At 37.9% G+C, this 20,897-nt stretch carries 19 protein-coding genes; 14 read left to right on the top strand and 5 right to left on the bottom strand.

Annotation, left to right across the window (positions count from 1 at the left end; genetic code table 11):
• Positions 1-66 precede the first annotated feature (66 nt).
• Together G586_RS0108555 and G586_RS0108560 are read right to left on the bottom strand one after the other, a co-directional pair.
• Positions 67-429, bottom strand: a complete 363-nt coding sequence (locus G586_RS0108555; RefSeq protein ID WP_022761203.1) for a response regulator — start codon at positions 427-429, stop codon at positions 67-69.
• Between the two features lie 333 nt (positions 430-762).
• A complete protein-coding gene (locus G586_RS0108560) occupies positions 763-1,110 on the bottom strand; it encodes a hydrogenase maturation nickel metallochaperone HypA/HybF (RefSeq protein ID WP_026527431.1) in 348 nt (115 codons plus the stop codon).
• Positions 1,111-2,938: 1,828 nt separating this feature from the next.
• Between G586_RS0108560 and G586_RS0108565 the strand changes: the two genes are divergently transcribed.
• From G586_RS0108565 to G586_RS0108575, 3 genes are all read left to right on the top strand, one after another.
• A complete protein-coding gene (locus tag G586_RS0108565; RefSeq protein ID WP_026527432.1) occupies positions 2,939-3,727 on the top strand; it encodes a ParA family protein in 789 nt (262 codons plus the stop codon).
• Positions 3,724-4,452 (top strand): hypothetical protein, encoded by a 729-nt coding sequence (locus G586_RS27290; RefSeq protein WP_026527433.1) that lies wholly within the window; start codon positions 3,724-3,726, stop codon positions 4,450-4,452. The genes G586_RS0108565 and G586_RS27290 overlap by 4 nt, the downstream gene beginning before the upstream one ends.
• A gap of 941 nt (positions 4,453-5,393) precedes the next feature.
• On the top strand, positions 5,394-6,623 hold the full coding sequence (locus tag G586_RS0108575) for a replication initiation protein (RefSeq protein WP_026527434.1): 1,230 nt from the start codon (positions 5,394-5,396) through the stop codon (positions 6,621-6,623).
• A 61-nt stretch (positions 6,624-6,684) separates the two neighbouring features.
• Here G586_RS0108575 and G586_RS22245 read toward each other — a convergent pair whose 3' ends face one another.
• Positions 6,685-6,930: a hypothetical protein gene (locus G586_RS22245; RefSeq protein WP_035772834.1), complete on the bottom strand. Its 246-nt coding sequence runs from the start codon at positions 6,928-6,930 to the stop codon at positions 6,685-6,687.
• Positions 6,931-7,236: 306 nt separating this feature from the next.
• Between G586_RS22245 and G586_RS0108585 the strand changes: the two genes are divergently transcribed.
• The 3 genes from G586_RS0108585 (at position 7,237) to G586_RS0108595 (ending at position 9,641) form a co-directional block, all read left to right on the top strand.
• A complete protein-coding gene (locus G586_RS0108585; RefSeq protein WP_026527435.1) occupies positions 7,237-7,890 on the top strand; it encodes a GDSL-type esterase/lipase family protein in 654 nt (217 codons plus the stop codon).
• Positions 7,891-8,084: 194 nt separating this feature from the next.
• Positions 8,085-8,663, top strand: a complete 579-nt coding sequence (locus G586_RS0108590; protein WP_155834070.1) for a GNAT family N-acetyltransferase — start codon at positions 8,085-8,087, stop codon at positions 8,661-8,663.
• A gap of 24 nt (positions 8,664-8,687) precedes the next feature.
• Positions 8,688-9,641: a tRNA dihydrouridine synthase gene (locus G586_RS0108595; protein ID WP_242831994.1), complete on the top strand. Its 954-nt coding sequence runs from the start codon at positions 8,688-8,690 to the stop codon at positions 9,639-9,641.
• A 40-nt stretch (positions 9,642-9,681) separates the two neighbouring features.
• On the opposite strand, the gene G586_RS26040 is transcribed toward G586_RS0108595, so the two are convergent.
• The gene (locus tag G586_RS26040) at positions 9,682-9,831 is read right to left on the bottom strand and encodes a hypothetical protein (RefSeq protein WP_155834071.1); all 150 of its coding nucleotides are present in this window, start codon (positions 9,829-9,831) and stop codon (positions 9,682-9,684) included.
• 186 nt (positions 9,832-10,017) lie between these two features.
• Between G586_RS26040 and G586_RS0108605 the strand changes: the two genes are divergently transcribed.
• The 4 genes from G586_RS0108605 to G586_RS0108620 all read left to right on the top strand — a co-directional run bounded on the left by G586_RS0108605 (position 10,018) and on the right by G586_RS0108620 (position 13,285).
• Positions 10,018-10,296 carry an HU family DNA-binding protein gene (locus G586_RS0108605; protein ID WP_026527438.1) on the top strand — a complete coding sequence of 93 codons (279 nt, stop codon included), beginning with the start codon at positions 10,018-10,020 and terminating at the stop codon, positions 10,294-10,296.
• Positions 10,297-10,501: 205 nt separating this feature from the next.
• Positions 10,502-11,020 (top strand): hypothetical protein, encoded by a 519-nt coding sequence (locus G586_RS0108610; RefSeq protein WP_026527439.1) that lies wholly within the window; start codon positions 10,502-10,504, stop codon positions 11,018-11,020.
• Positions 11,021-11,023: 3 nt separating this feature from the next.
• On the top strand, positions 11,024-12,466 hold the full coding sequence (locus tag G586_RS0108615) for an MATE family efflux transporter (RefSeq protein WP_051204660.1): 1,443 nt from the start codon (positions 11,024-11,026) through the stop codon (positions 12,464-12,466).
• A 162-nt stretch (positions 12,467-12,628) separates the two neighbouring features.
• Positions 12,629-13,285 (top strand): hypothetical protein, encoded by a 657-nt coding sequence (locus G586_RS0108620; protein WP_026527441.1) that lies wholly within the window; start codon positions 12,629-12,631, stop codon positions 13,283-13,285.
• A 108-nt stretch (positions 13,286-13,393) separates the two neighbouring features.
• Here G586_RS0108620 and G586_RS0108625 read toward each other — a convergent pair whose 3' ends face one another.
• Positions 13,394-15,826 (bottom strand): GH36-type glycosyl hydrolase domain-containing protein, encoded by a 2,433-nt coding sequence (locus tag G586_RS0108625; protein WP_026527442.1) that lies wholly within the window; start codon positions 15,824-15,826, stop codon positions 13,394-13,396.
• 320 nt (positions 15,827-16,146) lie between these two features.
• Between G586_RS0108625 and G586_RS0108630 the strand changes: the two genes are divergently transcribed.
• The 4 genes from G586_RS0108630 (at position 16,147) to G586_RS0108645 (ending at position 20,757) form a co-directional block, all read left to right on the top strand.
• The gene (locus G586_RS0108630; protein ID WP_026527443.1) at positions 16,147-17,178 is read left to right on the top strand and encodes a LacI family DNA-binding transcriptional regulator; all 1,032 of its coding nucleotides are present in this window, start codon (positions 16,147-16,149) and stop codon (positions 17,176-17,178) included.
• Positions 17,179-17,255: 77 nt separating this feature from the next.
• A complete protein-coding gene (locus G586_RS0108635; protein WP_026527444.1) occupies positions 17,256-18,740 on the top strand; it encodes an ABC transporter substrate-binding protein in 1,485 nt (494 codons plus the stop codon).
• A 157-nt stretch (positions 18,741-18,897) separates the two neighbouring features.
• The gene (locus tag G586_RS0108640; RefSeq protein WP_026527445.1) at positions 18,898-19,806 is read left to right on the top strand and encodes a carbohydrate ABC transporter permease; all 909 of its coding nucleotides are present in this window, start codon (positions 18,898-18,900) and stop codon (positions 19,804-19,806) included.
• A gap of 96 nt (positions 19,807-19,902) precedes the next feature.
• Complete coding sequence (locus tag G586_RS0108645; protein WP_026527446.1) at positions 19,903-20,757, top strand: carbohydrate ABC transporter permease; 855 nt, start codon at positions 19,903-19,905, stop codon at positions 20,755-20,757.
• Positions 20,758-20,897 lie beyond the last annotated feature (140 nt).

Genomic DNA, 20,897 nt, shown 5'->3' on the forward strand with positions numbered 1-20,897 from the left:
TGCTAATAAATATATCGGTGCATCTGTCAAAAATATTAGTGCAATTAGATTGATTTATTTTATCATTTAACCGATTGCCTTCTTAACAGCCTCAAGTACGCGGTCTGCCTGAAAAGGCTTAACAATAAAATCTTTTGCACCAGCCTGAATTGATTCAATAACCATTGCCTGCTGACCCATGGCGGAGCACATAATGCAACAAGCATTAGGATCCGCTGCCTTTATACCCTTTAGAGCACCAATACCATCAAGCTCCGGCATGGTAATATCAAGAGTTACAAGATCAGGCTTAAGTTCGTTATACTTGTCGATGGCGATTTTTCCATTTTCGGCCTCGCCAGCAATCTCATATCCACCCTTTGTCAGAATGTCTTTCAACATCATGCGCATAAAAGCGGCATCATCTGTAATAAGTACTCTCTTAGCCATTTCGAACCTCCATATTTTCTATTCCGGACTCTTAATTTGCGCTCCGGTATATCTCTCGAATTCATTTTCTATTTTATCATAAATCCATAAAAAAAAACCCTTAATCGTCGCTCAAACAATTAAAAAATGATAAAATTTCGTTCCGTTTCGAAATAAATTCTAAAAAATTCATATATAACGACAGCATAACATCATTATATATTGATGTATTCACCGCATAATATATCAAAAAATGGCTTTTTCACTTATTTTTTTCTTCTAAAATTATGTCTAATAATAATTTAGCTTTATTTAGAGCAGCATCTAATAGACTAAAGGCCAAATTTCTAAGATTTATTCTTCGATCTCCAACGATTTAATCTGTATTCCCTTTCCCTTTAATAATTTGCCTTTTCTTTCCCCACATTTAGGGCATCTATATCTGTTTTCTTTATCCGGATGGTACTTTTCTCCGCAGCCCTCACACTCAATTTCTACCTGAATCAGATTTGTTTCAAGCTCTGTATCCCTTAAATCCGTGTCTTTAACTGCCTCAGGATAGTATTTATGCAGATAATAGGGCACAACTCCACTCATTTCACCTACATCTACAATAATTTTCTTTACCTGTTTTATCTCATTTTTTTCAATTTCTTCCTGTACTGTATTAACAATATCGATAATATAGCTTAATTCATGCATATTAAAATAATCTCCTTAAATTGATTATACAATATAAAAAATAATCCAATGACTAATCAAGTCAATGGATTCTTAATTAATTAAGTAATATTTTATATAATATCATTTGTATTTATTTTATTCCTTATAATTTCTGAATTATATAATCAATAACAATTGTAATAATATGTAATTGACTATTCTGGTCATAAAATACTTAATTTACTATTTAGCAAATTAATATGTTTAGTTTTGCCGATATTTAGTGATTATTTTAATCAATAACATGCGCTATAATATAAATTGTATATTATATTCTGTAATATTATGTCAATTTATCTTATTACATCAAATATCCAGATTAGTCTGAAATATAAATATTTTTACTGATTATTTAATGTTTTCATATCATAGCTGCGTTTTTCCATACCATATTCACGCTCTCTGGTATGGATTTTTTCTGATCAGGAATCCCTCATAAATCATCCGGATAATTCACCTTGAAAAATCAGGCTAAAATCCCAGGATTTTTTCACGAATTTTTCTCTGATTTTTTCCTATTTTTGGCCTCTATATTATTGCGAAATAATAACGGCTTTATGATACTATTATATTTTATCATCTTTATGTCGTTTTATCAAGTTATATTATCATCTTTCTACATTGATACTATTATATTCTAGTATTTCGATATATTACTATATTGATAAAATGATAATTTGTAATTTTAGTATAAATGTATTTTGATAATTTGCTCTATTAATATAAGAGTATTTCGACATAACGAATTAATAATATATTTATATTTTATCACCAAACTAATAATATAGCAATATATTCTAATAACATTTTAACATATTATTTTGATATATTTGAATTTATACATCATGTAATATCAAAATCATTATATCACGATATTTATATATTATGCTATATTCACATCATTATATATAATTATATTTATACATCTACACCACATTATATAAATACATTTAGTCATCTTTACATAATGATGTATTTGATAAACGATATATAAATATATTATTCTCTTTACATCAATACATCAGAATACAATACAAAATACCTATGCTTTGTCATTCGTGCATCATTATATCATGATGTCATTACATCGCTTAAATTAAATAAATCAAACTTTATATATTATACCTTTAGAAACCAGATCAATTCTTTAGATTATTCCCTGGTAATTTTTGCAAAAAGCATGCTACTATATATTGATGCTTGATAAGTATATATATACAATATTTAGTATTTATCAATATATAATGATGTCATTACATCATTATATATGCAAAGCCCAGAACTATTATCCATTATATACAAATAGTTTTATCAGGAATGTATCAATTCATCAAAACATCATAAATGCATGCAAAAAAGCAGAGGTGATATAATGATGTCATGATGTACTTATATCATAATTCATAAATACACCGACCTCATTATATAATGTATCACCACATCATTTTATCATTTTATATTATTACATTTATTGTTTTATATATTTGTATTTTGTTATAATGTATCATTATATATTTATGTATTGTTATATTGTAATATTTATATTTTGTTTATTTAGTATCTTATATTCATTATATATTATTATTTTGATATTTTATTACTTTGATGTTTTATTATCTTATTACAATATTATATTGCCATCATTATTCATTTATATCTCGATACTTCTATATATAAATACATTTGTCTCATTATATTTTTATGCTTTTATATCAATGAACACTTATATCAATATACATTTTTCTTTACACATCGAGACATCAATGTTACTATATATAAGGAAATTTTGAAGAAAATGGGAGGGAATATGAAAACTATTTCATTTTGCAACCAAAAAGGTGGCGTTGCAAAAACAACATCTACTTATGCATTAGCTTCCGGTTTGGCAAAAAAAGGCTACAAAGTCCTTATGATTGACTCAGATCCACAGGAAAATCTCAGCCAGGCGGCCGGAATTGATCTTTATAATATACCTGCAGCCACATTATCCGACGTTTTTAAGCGCGAAAAAGGCGAACCAGGTGCAGATATCAACGAAACTCTTATTCCTGTAAATAAAAATATCGACCTTATTATTGGAGGAATAGAGTTTACATCAGCAGATCTTGACTATTCTGGCGTTACATCACGTGAATTTATGCTTAAAAGAGCTCTTAAGAAGCTTAATAAGGAATATGATTTCTGTATTATCGATTGTAGCCCTACATTGGCTCTTATTACGCAGAATGTGCTTGCTATTACAGATAAGATCGTTGTTCCCATGACTCCTGAAGCATTTGCGACAAATGGTGCTAATATGCTGTTTTCATGGATTTCTGTTATGTCTGAGAGACTTAATAACCCTGATCTTGATGTTGCAGGCATTCTTGTTACAAATTGTAGAAATACAAATAATGCGAGCATTTGGCTTGAAGGTATCGAAATGCTTGCGAAAGAGTATGAGATTAAGGTATATAAGACCAAAATCCATCAAAATGTTGCTGTAGAGGAGTCCCAGACGCTTAATCAGTCATTATTTGAATATGCACCTACAGCACGTGCTACAAAAGATTATGAAGCCTTTGTTAAAGAGTTTCTGAAAGGAGAATCTAAATGAAAAAGAATCTTCAGAATGCAATGACGAAGAATTTCCAGAAAATGGTGAATGAACAGCCTTCACAGAGTTCATCAAAACAGTCATCGTCAAGTTCAGAAAAAGAGACAAAGAAAGCAGAATCTTCTAAGGCAACAGTAGCACCTGTTATTGATGAATCTCCAGTATCCATGCCTGCTCCAGAGCCTGTAGCGCCTCAACCAGTTCAAGCTGTTAAGGAGCCTGAAGTACAACCTGTACCTACTCCTGAACCAGTTCCTACACCTGTTGCAGCTCCGGTTCAAACTCCTGTTGCAACTCCTGTCATCCCTCAGGTTGTTACACCTGTTGCAACTCCTTTTCCGCAGCCTGTTGTTAGCCAGCCTCAGCAGCCTGTACCGGCTCCTCAGCCTCAATATGCCGGATACGTTACAGAACCGGTTCAGTCAATGAATCCGCAGCCTTTTTATAATCAGCAGCCTGTTGCAGCTGTTCCTTCATATGAGCAGGAGAATGTAAAACAGCCAAAATCCTCCAATAAAAAGCCAATTCCTCTTATGCCAGAGGAGAAGAGCAGTGGAGTGCTTCATATCAGACTTGGTGAGTTAAGATCCTATGTAGATTTTATGACTCAATCAGGTAAAATATCCTATCAACAGTACATTAGTAATTTAATTGAGCAGGATTATGAAAGAAATAAGGATTTATACCTTAAATATAAGTCCTTTATGGAACAATTAAATATGTAAGCAACACTTGTTGTATACATATAATTAATTAACAACAAATTTCTTATTAATTAGAGACCTTGGGAAGCCAGTAAACATGAGCTTCCTGGTTTTTTTTTATGTAGAAAAAGGGGCAAATAATAGTAGAAAAATGGTACATGTTAGTTATATATACGGTTAAAGATGATAGAAAAATGGGACTTAAAAGGAAAAAAAACAGTTCAGATAAAGTATTAGTTAGTAGAAATTAGGTATATTTGAAGAATTTTATTAGTAGTTTATGGGGATGAATAATAGAAAAATGGTATAAACAGGTAGTTTTTAGGTAGATATATTTTTGCCGATAAATAAGGCCAAAACTGAGGATCAGATCAGAGAATATGGTAGAAAAAAGGTTATTTCGAGTAGTTTTTAGGAGTCTAATTATATAACTTAGTAGAAATTAGGTAGATAAATATTTTTTATTAGTAGTTTTTAGGGAGAGTTTTTACTAACTTCGATAGAAAAAGGGTATATAAATGTCAAAATCAAAGCATTTTTATCGAAAAACCCTAAAAAAAATGAAAAATCCATTGACCGGAAAAAGATTAATAATGACGAAGTTAGTAGAAAAAAGGTATATAAAAAGCTTTCTTAGTAGTAAATAGGTATATAAAAATTGTTTTCTAGTAGTTTTTGGGGAGATTATAGAGTTTTTTAGTAGTAAAAAGGTACGAATATTCTTTGGTACCAGTGTAGTCAATTTTGTCGCTGACCCATTTAGTCAACCAATAAATACGCTATAATGATAAAATAACATACATTATAATGAAAGATATTAGTAAAAGGGTATATAATATATAAAAAAAGGAATAAGTTAAACAAATTGAGGTATTTTTGTTTACAGTGTGTTAAAATAGCACTATAATAAGCTAGTATTAAAGAGGTATGAATTAAGACCTTTTGGGGTGAAGGAGGTAGTTTTGGGGCGTAAATCAAAACAGCAGATGGAAGAGGAAACATCTGCTATTGAAAGCTTTTTATCCAATCAACATTATAAAAAAGCAAATACACTAATAAATTCTAAGGGAAAATCAACACTTCTTGTCCAGAAGCTCTTCGCGGTCAGTATCGCGAAGGCAGAGCTTAATCAGGATAGCAATACGCTGGAAGCAAATATATATGGTACGGATCTTAAAAAGATATTCGGTGTTAAAGGTGGATCTTTCTACGAGCATATTAAGGCTGCAATCGAACCGGTTAAGTCAAAACCATCTATATTAGATTGGAGAATCATCTATTCTAATGATGAAACCAGGGAAATTGAGGCGATTAACGTTATTACGGATGCTTCATTCAAGAACGGTGTTTTGAATGTTCGTTATAATAGTAAGATTACTCCATACCTGGCGAATCTTCAGAATAACTACACCGTTTTGAGTCTTGCTGAAGCTGTGCAGCTGAATAGTGTTTATTCATTCAGATTATATGAGATTTTGAAGGCTGAAATGGATAAACAGCGCGCAATCACCAAGAAGGAAGGGCCTTATTATGTTCAGTATCACTTGACTGACTTAAAGCTTCGTCTCGGAATCATTGATTCACAGGCTGATCCGGCGATAATAAGTGCACTTAAAAAGGGTAATCCTGATTATGATGCGATAGAGAGACAGGCCGATAAACTTGATGGAGCCGGAAAACTCAAGACCTTTGGAAATTTTAAGAAGTTTGCGTTGGACAAGGCTCAGAAGGAACTCAATGAGACCACCAGTATCTGGTTTGACTATGAACCAGTAAAAGCAGGAAGAGGTGGAAAGGTAGTAAGCATCAGGTTTAAGATAGATGTTAATCCAAGAGTTAAGGATAAAAATAACATTAGTAATGATTTGATTCAAAAGGAAAATGCAATAAATCCTGCAAGAGAATTGGAACTTATGGATCAGGTTCAGGATATTATTGATGAAAAGGTTAAGCCATCAGAGATCAGATCAATCCTTAAAGTTTCCGGATATAACGTTGATAAGATCAAGAATGCCTATGATCTCTATACCAGACAGAGCAATACAGTTGAGAATTTTGTTGGATGGATGATTTCAGCGATCAAGAATAATTACAGCATTGCTGGAGCATCAACAAGACCTATTGTTGGCGAATATGTGCAGAGTACTCTGTCATATGAGGATATGGAATCGGAATTATTGGATAATTTCTAAAGAAAAAAGGAACTCGCAAGAGTTCCTTTTATTTGTCTAAAACAATATTCAGTTATGAAAATCAGCCGGCTACGAGATGATAGCTCTGGTAACCATCGATTAAAGCAGTGATTTTATTGGAATCACCGATAACAGATACATATAACGGCTTTAATAAATTAAGAGAAAGTAGTCCGATGATGGACTTACCGTCGATGTAGCTGTGTCCGCTGCGGACATCAACCTGGCAGGATGAACTGGAATTCATCTGCACGAACTTCAATACTTGCTTTTTGTCTTGGAAACTGATTTTAACATCTCTTGTCATAGTACAATTCGCACTCTATGAGTGCATCCCCCTATATAAATAATAAATAATAAAAAAATACAGTCACTACGATATCATAAATGAAAAAAAAGAACAAGCACAATATTTAGTATATAGAAATTTAATAAATACAATATATCGAAAATTGAATTATCATATTGCGACAAAAACTGTGTAAATTGCAAAAATTTGCGAAAAAAAGGCTGAATTTCATAAAAATTCTATAAAAACACAGATTATTCACAGAGTCTATGATATATTGATGTTGTAAAACAAGAAAAATACAGAAAGGAATGGATGATGCAAATGAAAAAGGTGCTATTTTATGGTGATTCCAACACCTATGGTTTTGATCCAAGAGGAATGATGGGCGGACGTCTTCCGGAGTCAGATCGATGGACAGACCTTCTGGCTAACAAAATGTACGGTGAGTGGCGTGTATTTGCTGATGGGATGAATGGCAGATTAATTCCGGATAATCCATATTCCCTTTTGTCTTTAGATAAATCAGTGTTGGATTACAGTCCGCTTGATCTTTTTGCAGTAATGCTTGGCACAAACGACCTGATAAATATGTCGCTTCCGGATGCTGAAACCGTTGCGACTAAAATGCGCGATTTTATCGAGAGACAGCTCGATAGAACCGAGTTTATCGATAATAAAACAGGATTTCTTCTGATTTCTCCGCCAAGAATTCTTCCGCATATGGATGAGCATCTTGAAGAAGCAGAGGCACAGAGGAAGAGATTTTCCTCAGAACTCGATATAATTGCTCAGGAAGTCGGCATTTTCTTTGCAGATGCAAGCGAATGGGATCTTGATATGTCATTTGACGGTGTTCATATGAATGCCGAGGGTCACAGATTATTTGCAGAAAAAATGGCAGATATTCTTCAGGGAATAGACCTTACTTCCGAGAGGCGTGAAGTGGATGATTATGTTTGCGCCGGCCTCGCATAATACAGTTTTTAAAAATTATAATTATATTTAATATAATGAAAATCCACGAAGTTATCGACTTTGTGGATTTTTTGTTGCATAATATAAGGGTAGAAAAACTACAAAAATATCAAAAATATTGACTATTAAAGTCAATTATTTACGAAAAAATAGCGTTAAATAACAATCGTAACGCATGATTATTTGAGGTAGTTTTGGGGGATGTTTTTAGAGTTATGAGAGTTGAGGAGAGAAAGATAACGACCAAAAAGGGAGTGGATATGAAGCTGCGAACTCCTACTGCTGATGATGCTGAAAAGGTATTAGCATTTAGGAGAGATGTGGCCGGAGAGACGATTTACCTGACCAGATATCCATATGAGATAGAGAATTCCGTGGAAAAAGAGCGGGATATTATAAGTAATTATCAGAGAGCCGAACATCTCGGAATGATGGCTATTTTTGACGGAGATAAGGTCATTGGTGTAACATCAGTAAGTCCTGTTGGTCTTAACTTCAAGACCAGGCACAGGGCCTCAGCAGAGCTTGTAGTCAGAAAAGAGTATTGGAATCTTGGACTGGGGTCACATCTTTTAGATCTGGCTATAGAAATGGCTGAAAACTGCGGATATGAGAGACTTGAGCTCAGCGTATTTGCGGATAATGCCAGGGCACTTAGATTATATAAGAAAAAAGGCTTTGTGGACTGCGGACAGATTCCACAGGCATTTAAAATGATGGACGGAAAGTATCACGATGAAATATTGATGTCCAAGAATTTATGGAGACATTGAACAATGCGAACATCCTTTGCGCCAATGGAAGGCATAACCATATATTGTTACAGAAATGCACATCATAGTCTGTTTGGAGAAGGAATTGACGTTTATTATACCCCTTTTCTATCGATCTATAAGCAACACTCGATTAAAAAGCGAGATATGAGGGAAATACTTCCGGAGCATAATTCAGATCGCGGAATCAGGATAATTCCGCAGATAATGGCAAATGAAGCAGATGAGATCATATGGGCACTAAATGATCTTCATTTAAGAGGCTATGACGAGATAAATCTCAATATGGGATGCCCGGTTGGAACGGTAGTTAGTAAGCATAAAGGCTCGGGGATGCTTGAGGTTCCGGATAGGCTCTATGAGCTGTTTTCAAGAGTTTTTGATGATAAAATAACAAGTGAAGTTAAATTTTCAGTTAAAACGAGACTTGGCTTAAATGATCCTCATGAATTTGAACAGATTTTACCTGTTTTGAATAAATTTCCTTTTTCAGAGGTCATTATTCATCCCAGAGTCAGGACACAGATGTATAAAGGGGTGCCGGACATGGAGCTCTTTGAATGGGCTTATGAGAATAGTACCAATCCGGTTGGCTATAACGGCAATATTTTTAAACCGGAGGATTTTAACAGAATCACGGAAAAATTCCCCAATTTATACGAAGTAATGATTGGAAGAGGATTAGTTGCCAATCCGGCGCTTGCAAGAGAGATAAGCGCCGGTGACGGAATTACCCTGGAAGAATTGAAGGGATTCATTGAGAAGCTGGAAAGCAGTTACAAGGAAGAAATACATGCTGATGAGTCCATAATGCATAAAATGAAAGAGATTTGGTTTTATGTAGGAGGACTTCTTGTAAAGGATGATGGTTCGGACGCAGAATCATATATACACAAGATTAGGACATCGAAAAATATCTCTGAATACAGGAATGCAGTCAGATCAGTATATAAAAACTGTAGAATAAAAGAGCAATAGAATATCACATCAATACATCATGATGTATTGACATCAAACATTATTCGGGATGATCCTTCATGAGCATCTCGTGGATTGCCTGTGCAAGAACTTCATCGGGGGCAGCCCTGAGTTTCTTTGCTTTGGGGGCTTCCTCGGGTTTAGAAGGAATATCCTGTAATGGATCTTTTTCTTGATTTTCTTCTGCCATAATTCCCTCCAATACGGAAATTGTCACTACAACATAATAATAGCACTAAACGCCGATTAAATACAGATTTTCGGTTAATAATCCACAAAAAAACGCAAAAAGGCGCACAAAAGCGTTGATTTAAGCAGAACGTAGTGGTAGAATTGCTTTAGTTTCTAAAAAACCTAACATAAAGGGGGAATAAAAATGAATAAGACAGAACTTGTAGAAGCTATCGCAAAGGAAACAGGTCTTTCCAAGAAGGATTCTGAGAAGGCTGTTAAGGCATTTATCGATGTTGTTTCCAAGACACTTAAGAAGAAGGATAAGGTTCAGCTCGTTGGCTTTGGTACATTTGAGACCACAAAGAGAGCAGCTAGAACTGGTAAGAACCCTCAGACAGGTGATACCATTAAGATTCCTGCTTCAGTCGCTCCTAAGTTCAAGGCTGGTAAGGCCCTTAAGGATCTTGTTAATAAGAAATAATTCAGATCATGAGCTTAGACCCGGGGTGTCATTAACACCCCGGGTTTTTTTATCTTATAGAAATTCCTCCGGAATTCCTATAAGATAAAAAACGCTCCGCGAGGATGCGCACTCGCGCGATAGGAATATGTTGCATAAATGCAACCGCGCTCGGCGCGAGAATGCCGCAAGCGGCATTCTTTCTTGTATTATATGAGGATGTATTATGAGAATTTTTAAGTCATTTGTAATCACACTGGTGGTTGTTTTAGCTATCGGAGGTATTTTCCTCTATTCAAAGGATTCATTAATGAAATCCGAAACCGATGAGGTTACACAGGGAATAGAAAGTACAGAAGATGGCGAAAAGGCCGAAAAGACCGGGGAAGGTGGAATAGCAGGTGCTATCAATGAAGCCAAAAAAGAGGTTGTAAAGGGCGTTGCCAAGACTGTAGTCAATAAGGCTATAGAGGAGTATGCAGAAAAGGCAGGCTCTGAGGAAGTAAAGGAAAAGCTGGAATCTATCACGGAAGAGGATAAGGATAAGGTTTCAGAGATTATTTCAGAGAATATTTCAATTGAGTCCATGGGAGATGTGGAGTCCTACATTTCCAACAAGGATATGGACGGCCTTATGGACTATGCTGAGGATAAGCTTACAGCTGAAGATTATTCCGAGTTGACTGATATTATGGAAAAATACTCGGAAGGAATGTTGGATCAAATAGATGGAGTAACAAATTAATATATGAAAAAAGCATCAATGACTGTGGCGGAAGCAGTAAAAGTCAGGCTTTCGCTTAAGGAATGTCTGATTGGTGAACCGCGTTTTTATAAAAAAGTAGCAATGGTTGTCCTGCCGATGATCATTCAGAATACTTTATCAAACGTTGTGGGATTGCTTGACAACATTATGGTTGGTCAGGTGGGAACCCTTGCAATGTCAGCTGTGGCGATCGTAAATCAGTTGATGTTCGTCTTTATGCTGTGCGTTTGGGGTGCTTTGGCAGGCGCCGGAATATTTGGTACACAGTTTTTCGGAAAAAGAGATTACGATGGGGTCAGGATCACCATGCGCTTTAAACTTGTTGTAGCGATGGTGATCAGTGTTTCTGCGGTGATTTTCTTCATGATTGCGGGAAAAAGCCTTATCGAGCTATACATTGCAGCGGATACACCTGCCGGTGAAGCCACTGAGACATTAAGACTTGCCAGGAATTATCTTGATATTATGCTGATAGGGCTAATACCCTTTGGGCTTACACAGGTTTATTCCGGGACAATAAGAGAGTCGGGAAAAACGACTTTACCTATGATAGCCAGTATGACTGCTATGATAGTTAACTTTATATTCAACTTCATCCTTATCTTTGGACATTTCGGCTTTCCTAAGCTAGGAGTGGCCGGTGCAGCAATTGCAACTGTTATTTCAAGATTTGTAGAAGTTGGAATAGTAGTTATTGTAGGACATGTGCAAAGTGATAAATATCCGTTTTTGACGAATGTTTACAAGAATTTTCATGTTCCGCGCAATATGATTTGGCCCATAATGTCTAAAAGCCTTCCGCTTTTAGCTAATGAGTTCATGTGGAGCATGGGACAGGCAGTGCTTCTTCAGAGCTATTCCATCAGGGGAATAGAGGTTATTGCAGCTATGAATATCGCCAATACCATAGCACAGATATTCAATGAAGTATTCATATCTCTCGGCAATTCGACGTCTATTGTTGTTGGGCAGGAGCTAGGGGCAGAGCATTACTTAAATGCCAGAAAATACGCCTGGAGAATGGCTACGTTAAGTGTAGCAAGCTGCTTTGTTATGGGAACTTTACTGTTTTTAGTAGCACCCGTTATTCCTCAGATATACAATACAGAGCCTGAAATAAGGAATCTTGCAATGCAGTTTATTAGAGTTGTAGCGGTAGTTATGCCGGTAAATGCATTTGCTAACGTTTCATATTTCACTCTCCGTTCAGGTGGAAAATCGCTGGTTACATTCCTGTTTGACAGCTGCTTTACATGGGTTGTCAGCGTGCCGGTTTCACGAATTCTTGCAGGTTATCTTGTAATGCCGGTGGCAGTCGTTTTCTTCTGCGTCTGCTCGCTTGAACTTATAAAGAGTACAATAGGGTTCATTTTAGTAAAAAAAGGCGTCTGGGTGCGAAATATTGTCAATAGAGATAATTCATAACGTCCGAGTAATATAGCACTAACTTTAATAAAGATTTTATAAAGCATACCTCACAATTTTGAATTGATGTGGTATGCTTTTTTATATCACTAGAGAGAATTTCGCATGCGAAATCCTTTCTCATGACGATTGGTATAGACAATGACTTTAGAGGAGAAGGCCATGGATTCAGTAAAACCGGAATGGATCCTTAATGAGAAGTTTTTCTCTGAGGATCACATGTTTACGCGGCTTATGGGACATGCAATTGAAGAAAATCTCTCCGAAACATATCAGGCGCTTTATTATGCCAGAGATAAGCATGCAGGGCAGTCCCGTAAGAAGAGTCCGTTCACGAGGGAACATATACCATATATAACGCATCCTCTTATGATGGCGTGTCATGCACACGCTATGGGAATAAAGGACGATAAAGTCCTTGCTACGGTTCTTCTTCATGATGTATGTGAGGATTGTGGTGTAAAACCTGAAAATTTGCCCTTTTCAGCGCCTGTAAGACACTCGGTGGCATTATTGACCAAACCGAAGGGTTATAAGGGCTCTGATGACGAAAAAAGGCGATATTACGATGGTATAGCCACTGACAGTACGGCATCGATCGTTAAGGCACTGGACAGATGCAATAATGTAAGCTTTATGTCCATGTCCTTTACAAGGGAGAAGATAATAGCTTATGTAGAGGAGACGGAAGAATACGTTTATCCGCTTTTGGAGCATATTAAGCATGATGATATTATCTATAATGATGCTGTTTTTCTGATAAAATATCAGCTTAAAAGTACCATCGAGACAATAAAATCGTTCATAATAAGTGAATAGATAACAGAATAATAAATATCATGTGATATAAAACACAAATCCCCGCAGAAAAGCTTAATCTGCGGGGATTTTTAGAGGATAGAAAAAAGGAAGGATTAGCGATTTTTATCAGCCCATAATGGCTTCAACGTTATACTCCTTAACGGAAGGATCGTGAGGAATTACTGTACCTTCGATCTCTGTGCCGTTTACAATAAGCTTCTTAATACCCTTCTGTGCACCATTTGTCTTAACAGAGATGTTGTATGTGGTGCCTCTGTATTTTCTTGTAAGTTCGAAATCGCCAAAGTCAGCAGGAACACAAGGATCAACGGATAATCCCTTATGTGTGGGATAAATTCCGAGGATATACTGTGAAATGTTAACAAAGGTCCATGCTGCTGTACCTGTGAGCCAGCTGTTCTTACCCTGACCGAAGAACTTAGCATCTCTTCCGGCAACCATCTGAGAGTAAACATAAGGCTCTGTGCAGTGTACATCACTGATTTCCTCAACGTAAGCAGGGCATGTCTTCTTGTAGATCTCGAATGCTCTGTCGCCGTGGCCGAGAACTGTCTCTGCGATTGAAACCCAAGGGTTGTTGTGGCAGAAGATACCGGCGTTCTCTTTGTATCCCGGAGGATATGAGCTAACTTCACCAAGCTCTAAGTGGTACTCTGTGTAAGCGGGCTGAAGGATCATTACACCATACTTGGTATCAAGACGCTCTTCAACACTCTTAAGTGCCTTCTCTGCGAGGCCTTCCTTAACACCGATGCCTGCAAGTACACAGAAGCCCTGGGGCTCAATGTAGATCTGGCCTTCCTTACACTCATGTGATCCAACCTTATTGGAATGTGCATCGTAAGCACGAACGAACCATTCGCCGTCCCAACCTGCTGTGCAAACAGCGTCATACATCTTCTTAACTTCAGCGCGAGCTCTCTCAGCCTCAGCGTTGTCGCCCTTAAGCTCACATAACTGAGCGTATTCTTCACCATATTTAACAAACATGCCTGCGATGAAAACAGACTCAGCAACGGGGCCTTCACTGGGACCAAAGGTCTGGAAGGATTCACCGGGATGAGCTGAGAAGCAGTTGAGGTTCAGGCAGTCATTCCAGTCTGCACGTCCGATAAGAGGCAGATCGTGAGGACCCTTGTGGTTAACGATGTAGTCGAAGCTTCTCTTAAGGTGGTTCATAAGAGGTGTAGCAACGCTCATATCGTTGTCAAAAGGTACTGTCTCATCAAGGATTGACATATCACCTGTTTCTCTAATATATGCGCTGGTACCTGCGATCAGCCAAAGCGGATCATCATTGAAGCCTGAACCGATGTCTGAATTACCCTTCTTTGTAAGAGGCTGGTACTGGTGGTATGCGCTACCATCCTGGAACTGAGTAGAAGCGATATCAATGATACGCTCTCTTGCTCTGTCAGGAATAAGGTGTACAAATCCGAGAAGATCCTGGCAAGAATCTCTAAAGCCCATTCCACGGCCGATACCTGACTCATAATATGAAGCAGAACGTGACATGTTGAATGTAACCATGCACTGATACTGATTCCAGATGTTAACCATACGGTCAACCTTTTCATTGGAAGACTTGATGTGGTAGATGGAAAGAAGGTTGTCCCAGTATGCTCTGAGCTCTGCAAGAGCCTTCTCAACATCAGCATCTGACTGATAGCGAGCAAGCATCTCGTTTGCGGGCTTCTTGTTGATGATGCCGTGTGACTCCCACTTCTGATCCTCGGGATTCTCAACATATCCGAGAACGAAGTTATATGTCTTGGTCTCACCGGGAGCAAGTGTTATGTTAATCTGATGTGCAGCGATGGGAGACCAGCCGCTTGCTACAGAATCTGTAAGCTTTCCTGCGAAAACTGCATCCGGATGATCCGGTCCGTTATAAGCTCCAAGGAATGCATCACGGCTTGTGTCGATAGCATCAACCTTGGTATTTACTGAATATACGGCGTAGTGATTACGTCTCTCACGGTACTCTGTTTTATGGAAAATAGTAGAATCTACGATCTCTACCTCACCTGTGCTGAGGTTACGCTGGAAGTTCTTCATATCATCATCTGCGTTCCAGAGACACCACTCTACATATGAAAAGAGCTGGATTGTCTTCTCAGATGAGTCGTTATTTGTGATCTCTACATGAGAAATCTCACATGTATCACTCATAGGAACAAATGTAAGAACAGAAGCCTTAACATTGTTCTTCTCAGATGTGAACTTACTATATCCTATACCATGACGGCACTCATAGGAATCAAGCTCAGTCTTAACAGGCTGCCAACCGGGATTCCAAACAGTATCGCCATCCTTAATATAGAAATACTTACCATTGTTATCATAAGGTACGTTATTGTAACGATATCTTGTGAGACGCAGAAGCTTAGCGTCCTTGTAAAAAGAATAACCACCGCAAGTATTAGATAAGAGAGTAAAGAAATCCTTATTACCAAGGTAATTTATCCAGGGTAAAGGAGTTTTGGGGGTGGTTATTACGTATTCGCGGTTTTTATCATCGAAAAATCCGTATTTCATCGTAAATCCTCCTAAAAAAATCTTAAACGATTAAGCGTCATTAGCTATTGTCGATTATAAAGGGAAAGTTGATAGAATTCAAGAAAAAAAAGAAACAATAAAAATATGGGGTTTCGCAAAGGTTTTCGTAAAAAATGAGCGATTTTAACCTATTTATGATTATTTATGGAAATATTAATAAATTTTTAAGTTTCAAATTTGTTGATAAGTAACAAAAAGATACAAATTGCACAACAAAATGAAAAAATCGTATTGATTTGGTGGAAAATGTGTTGTATATTCAACTTACGAAAACGATTTAGAAAATTTAAGGGGGATAGATGGCAGCACGTAAAAGAGTTTCATTAAAAGATATAGCAGCTGCGTGCAAGGTATCTGTCGCTACAGTTTCAAAAGCGTTGAATGATCAGGCAGACATAGGACAGGAAACAAAAGATTATGTTCGCAGAACTGCCGAATCCATGGGATATTTTCCTAATTTTGCCGCGAAGGCATTGAAAACAAACAGAACCTATAATATAGGACTTTTGTTTATGGATGATTCCCAAAGCGGATTAACCCACAATTATTTTGCCAGAGTTATTGAGAGCTTTAAGAAGACGATCGAGGACAGAGGTTACGATCTTACTTTTATAAGTAACAACAGAAGCTCACAGGGATATATGTCCTACCTGGCACATGCACGATACAGGAATTTTGATGGCGTGGCAATAGCCTGTGTGGATTTTTATAATCCGGAGGTTGAGGAGCTCGTCAGAGGAAACATACCAGTTGTTACGATTGACCATGTTTTCAACGACAGATCAGCCATTGTCTCGGATAACGTTCTTGGAATGAAGGATCTTCTTACATATATATATGAAAGAGGACACAGGAAGATAGCCTACATACATGGTACAGATTCAGCAGTTACACAGAGCCGACTGAAAAGCTTCTATAAAACAGCGTTGGATCTGGGGTTGGAAATTCCCGATGAGTATATTTATGAGGTTGAGTATCGTGATACTGTAGGGGCTCAGGAAGCAACGGAAAAACTTTTGGAGTTGGAAGACAGACCAACATGCATATTATATCCGGATGATTTCGCAGCATTCGGTGGCATAAATGCACTAAAGAGCAAGGGTCTAAGAATACCGGATGATATTTCGATAGCTGCATATGACGGAATCGATATCGCGATGAAGTACAGTCCGCAATTTACAACTATTGTTCAGGACACAGACCTTCTTGGAAGAAAAGCAGCTGAGAAATTGATCGATTCCATTGAGAATCCCAGAACAACTCTCAGTGAGCAGGTGATAATACCGGGGCATCTCAACGAAGGTGAGACAGTAAAAAATCTACTTAATTAAATAGGTTTAAGACAGCAATGCTGTTTTAAATAAATAACAATTCATTTCATTAATTTGAAAAGGGAGGTAAAAATTTCATGAAAAGAAAGTTACTTGGTGTATTGCTTTCAACATCTATGGTTACAGCCATGATCGCTGGATGCGGTGCGAAGACAGAGGCACCTGCAGCTAACGACACACCTGCAGCAGAGGAGCCTGCAGCTGAGGAGACAGCTGAGGAACCCGCAGCAGAAGAGCCTGCAGCTGAAGAAGCAGCTGAAGAGACAGCTGAAGAGACAGCAGAGGAGCCCGCAGCAGAAGAGGCAACTGAGGAAGTTGCAGCTGACGAGGGTAAGGTTCTTAACATCTATGCTTGGAACGAAGAGTTCAAGTCAAGACTTACAGATCACTACAAGGGATATGAAGAGGTTGATGCTACACACGGTAAGATCGGTGATGTTGATGTAGTATGGAACATCACTCCCAGTGATGACAACGCATATCAGAACAACCTTGATGAGACACTTCTTAAGCAGGCTGATGCAGCTGCTGATGACAAGATCGATCTTTTCCTTGTTGAGGCTGACTACGCTCTTAAGTATGTAGATACAGATTACACAATGCCTATGGCTGATCTTGGTATCACAGATGCTGACCTTGCTGATCAGTATTCTTACACACAGGCAATCGTTACAGATAGCAACGGCAAGCTTAAGGGTTCTTCATGGCAGGCATGCTCAGCTGGTCTTATCTACAACCGTGAGGCTGCTAAGGAAGTTCTTGGAACAGACGATCCTGATGAAGTTCAGGCTGCAGTAGCTGATTGGGATAAGTATGTTGAGACAGCTAAGAAGGCTGAGGAAGCTGGCTACACAATGTGTTCTGTAAACGACACATATCGTACATATTCAAACAACGTATCCGGTAAGTGGGTTCAGGATGGCAAGCTTGTTATCGATGACAACCTTATGAACTGGATCAACGATTCTAAGGAACTTGTAGACGCTAAGGCTGAGAACACATACGACCTTTGGGGCGATGACTGGGCAAAGGGTAAGACACCCGATGGAAAGATCTTCTGCTACTTTGGACCCGCTTGGTTCTTCAACTTCTGTCTTGATGCTGATGCTGATGGCACAATCGCTAACCAGGGTGGTTGGGGATACTGTGTAGGACCGCAGTCATACTTCTGGGGCGGCACATGGATCTGCGCAGCAACTGGTACAGACAACGCTAGTCTTGTTAAGGATATCATCCTTACAATGACAACTGACAAGGATGTTCTTAAAGAGATCGCACAGCAGGATGCTGACTGTGTAAACAGCAAGACAGTTCTTGCAGAGCTCGCATCTGATGATTCTGGTAACCTTGCACTCCTTGGCGGACAGAACCCTTACAAGCAGCTTGCTGAGGGTGCTGAGAAGGTTGATCTTTCTAACCTTTCTGCATACGATCAGGGATGTAACGAAGAGTTCCAGAACGCAGCTAAGAACTACTTCGAAGGCAACGCTTCTCTTGACGAGGCTCTTGAGATCTTCAAGAAGGCTGTAGTTGAGAAGTATCCTGAGGTTACAGCTGACTGATTAAAAACTAATAGATAGGCATAAAGCCTGTGAATTAGATTATGAAGCTATTGCAGGGCGCATGGAGTTATCCACGCGCCCTGTATAATGAAAAACTTTAATCTAACTTATCCGAAATACCCCAATATATTTTGGGAATAAAGAAAAGGGGATGCTTATGAAAAAAAAGAGTAAAGTAGTAAGCTTCAATAAATGGGGATATATTTTCCTGATTCCTTTTGTTGTTGTTTACCTTATTTTCCAGATGGTGCCGCTCGTTACCACTGTATACAATTCTTTCTTTGAGAACTATCGTTCAGGTCTTACACAGATTGGACCTAATTTCGTAGGACTTAAAAATTATTTAACAATTATCACAAACGGCGATCTGCCGACTTACACAGCCAATACTCTTATTATGTGGGTAATGGGCTTTGTGCCTCAGATCATTCTTTCACTTCTTCTTGGTGCATGGTTCACTGATCCTTCACTGAGACTTAAGGCACAGGGATTTTTCAAAACAGTTATTTATATGCCTAACCTTATCATGGCATCAGCTTTCTCAATGCTGTTCTTTACACTGTTTGCAACAACCGGCCCTATCAATTCACTGCTTTTACAGCTTGGTGTTATTAAAGAAGCATACCAGTTCATGTCTCATATTTGGTCAGTACGTTCACTGGTAGCATTTATGAACTGCGTTATGTGGTTTGGAAATACGACTATTCTTCTGATGGCCGGAATGATGGGTATCGACCCTTCACTTTTTGAGGCTGCTCAGGTTGATGGAGCTACGGCTACTCAGATTTTCTATAAAGTAACATTACCGCTGCTAAAGCCTATTCTTATCTTTGTTATGATTACATCACTTATCGGTGGACTTCAGATGTTCGATGTTCCTCAGATCCTTACAAATGGTACCGGTGATCCGATGCGTTCATCAATGACACTGATCATGTATCTGAATAAGCATCTGTTCAGCAAGAACTACGGTCTTGGTGGTGCGCTTTCAGTATTTATGTTCATCATAACCGGTATACTCAGTCTTATTGTATTTAAGTTCACGGCTTCACCTGAAAAGAAATAAGACGAAAACAGGAGAGTAGCTTCTGTTACCAACAGTTTAAGAAAGGATAATCATATGGCAGCAAATACAACCACATTGGTGGCAAATACAAGCGTTATGGCTGGACAGAAAGAGAACGGAGCTTCTATCCATGCCAGAAGAATAATTGCATACGTTGTGCTGGGGCTTGTATCATTCCTTTGCTTGTTCTGGTTCTATGTACTTTTCATCAACTCAACCAGATCACATCAGGAACTGAGTGCAGGTTTTACAGCAATTCCCAGTACACATCTTGTAGAGAACTGGGTTAACCTTAAAAATGGTACATTACCGATTTTTAATGGTATTCTCAATTCACTTTTGATAGCAGTTGTTACTGCAGTACTTTCAACATACTTTTCAACAATGACAGCTTATGCTATCCATGCATATGACTTTAAATTAAAGAAATTTATGTTTACATTCATCCTTATGGTAATGATGATCCCTGCACAGGTTACAGCGCTCGGATTCCTGCAGTTGATCGGCAAGATGGGACTTGATGATTCATTTATTCCTCTTACAGTTCCTGCAATCGCAGCTCCTTCAGTATTCTTCTACATGAAGCAGTATATGGATTCAACACTTCCGCTTTCTCTTATTGAGGCAGCAAGAATCGACGGATCAGGCGAGTTCAGAACCTTTAACAGCATTGTATTACCTCTTATGAAGCCCGCTATCGCTGTACAGGCAATCTTCACTTTCGTAGGTAGCTGGAATAACTACTTCACACCTGCACTTGTGCTTCATACAGATACAAAGAAGACACTTCCTATCCTGATTGCACAGCTACGTGCAGCAGACTGGCTGAAGTTCGATATGGGACAGGTTTATGTAATGATTTCATTCTCAATCTTCCCTGTTATCATTGTATATCTACTCCTTTCAAGATACATCGTTGGTGGTGTTACACTCGGTGGTGTAAAGGGTTGATATAAAAACATACGTTATACTTACTCTTTTTAAATAAGCGTTAGTACTAAAAAGCCACGGCATCCCCAATGCCGTGGCTTTTTACCTATATAAAAATCTCCGCTCATTTGATGAGCGGAGATTTTTTAGCTATTAAACTA

Origin of the sequence: Butyrivibrio sp. VCD2006 (assembly GCF_000423925.1) — a bacterium.
In the GTDB taxonomy this organism is placed as follows: domain Bacteria; phylum Bacillota; class Clostridia; order Lachnospirales; family Lachnospiraceae; genus Butyrivibrio.

Coding starts and splice junctions, on each gene's coding strand:
- G586_RS0108555 (WP_022761203.1), bottom strand. CDS start 429: ATGGCTAAGAGAGTACTTATTACAGATGATGCCGCTTTTATGCGCATG.
- G586_RS0108560 (WP_026527431.1), bottom strand. CDS start 1,110: ATGCATGAATTAAGCTATATTATCGATATTGTTAATACAGTACAGGAA.
- G586_RS0108565 (WP_026527432.1), top strand. CDS start 2,939: ATGAAAACTATTTCATTTTGCAACCAAAAAGGTGGCGTTGCAAAAACA.
- G586_RS27290 (WP_026527433.1), top strand. CDS start 3,724: ATGAAAAAGAATCTTCAGAATGCAATGACGAAGAATTTCCAGAAAATG.
- G586_RS22245 (WP_035772834.1), bottom strand. CDS start 6,930: ATGACAAGAGATGTTAAAATCAGTTTCCAAGACAAAAAGCAAGTATTG.
- G586_RS0108585 (WP_026527435.1), top strand. CDS start 7,237: ATGAAAAAGGTGCTATTTTATGGTGATTCCAACACCTATGGTTTTGAT.
- G586_RS0108595 (WP_242831994.1), top strand. CDS start 8,688: ATGGAAGGCATAACCATATATTGTTACAGAAATGCACATCATAGTCTG.
- G586_RS26040 (WP_155834071.1), bottom strand. CDS start 9,831: ATGGCAGAAGAAAATCAAGAAAAAGATCCATTACAGGATATTCCTTCT.
- G586_RS0108605 (WP_026527438.1), top strand. CDS start 10,018: ATGAATAAGACAGAACTTGTAGAAGCTATCGCAAAGGAAACAGGTCTT.
- G586_RS0108610 (WP_026527439.1), top strand. CDS start 10,502: ATGAGAATTTTTAAGTCATTTGTAATCACACTGGTGGTTGTTTTAGCT.
- G586_RS0108615 (WP_051204660.1), top strand. CDS start 11,024: ATGAAAAAAGCATCAATGACTGTGGCGGAAGCAGTAAAAGTCAGGCTT.
- G586_RS0108620 (WP_026527441.1), top strand. CDS start 12,629: ATGGATTCAGTAAAACCGGAATGGATCCTTAATGAGAAGTTTTTCTCT.
- G586_RS0108625 (WP_026527442.1), bottom strand. CDS start 15,826: ATGAAATACGGATTTTTCGATGATAAAAACCGCGAATACGTAATAACC.
- G586_RS0108630 (WP_026527443.1), top strand. CDS start 16,147: ATGGCAGCACGTAAAAGAGTTTCATTAAAAGATATAGCAGCTGCGTGC.
- G586_RS0108635 (WP_026527444.1), top strand. CDS start 17,256: ATGAAAAGAAAGTTACTTGGTGTATTGCTTTCAACATCTATGGTTACA.
- G586_RS0108640 (WP_026527445.1), top strand. CDS start 18,898: ATGAAAAAAAAGAGTAAAGTAGTAAGCTTCAATAAATGGGGATATATT.
- G586_RS0108645 (WP_026527446.1), top strand. CDS start 19,903: ATGGCTGGACAGAAAGAGAACGGAGCTTCTATCCATGCCAGAAGAATA.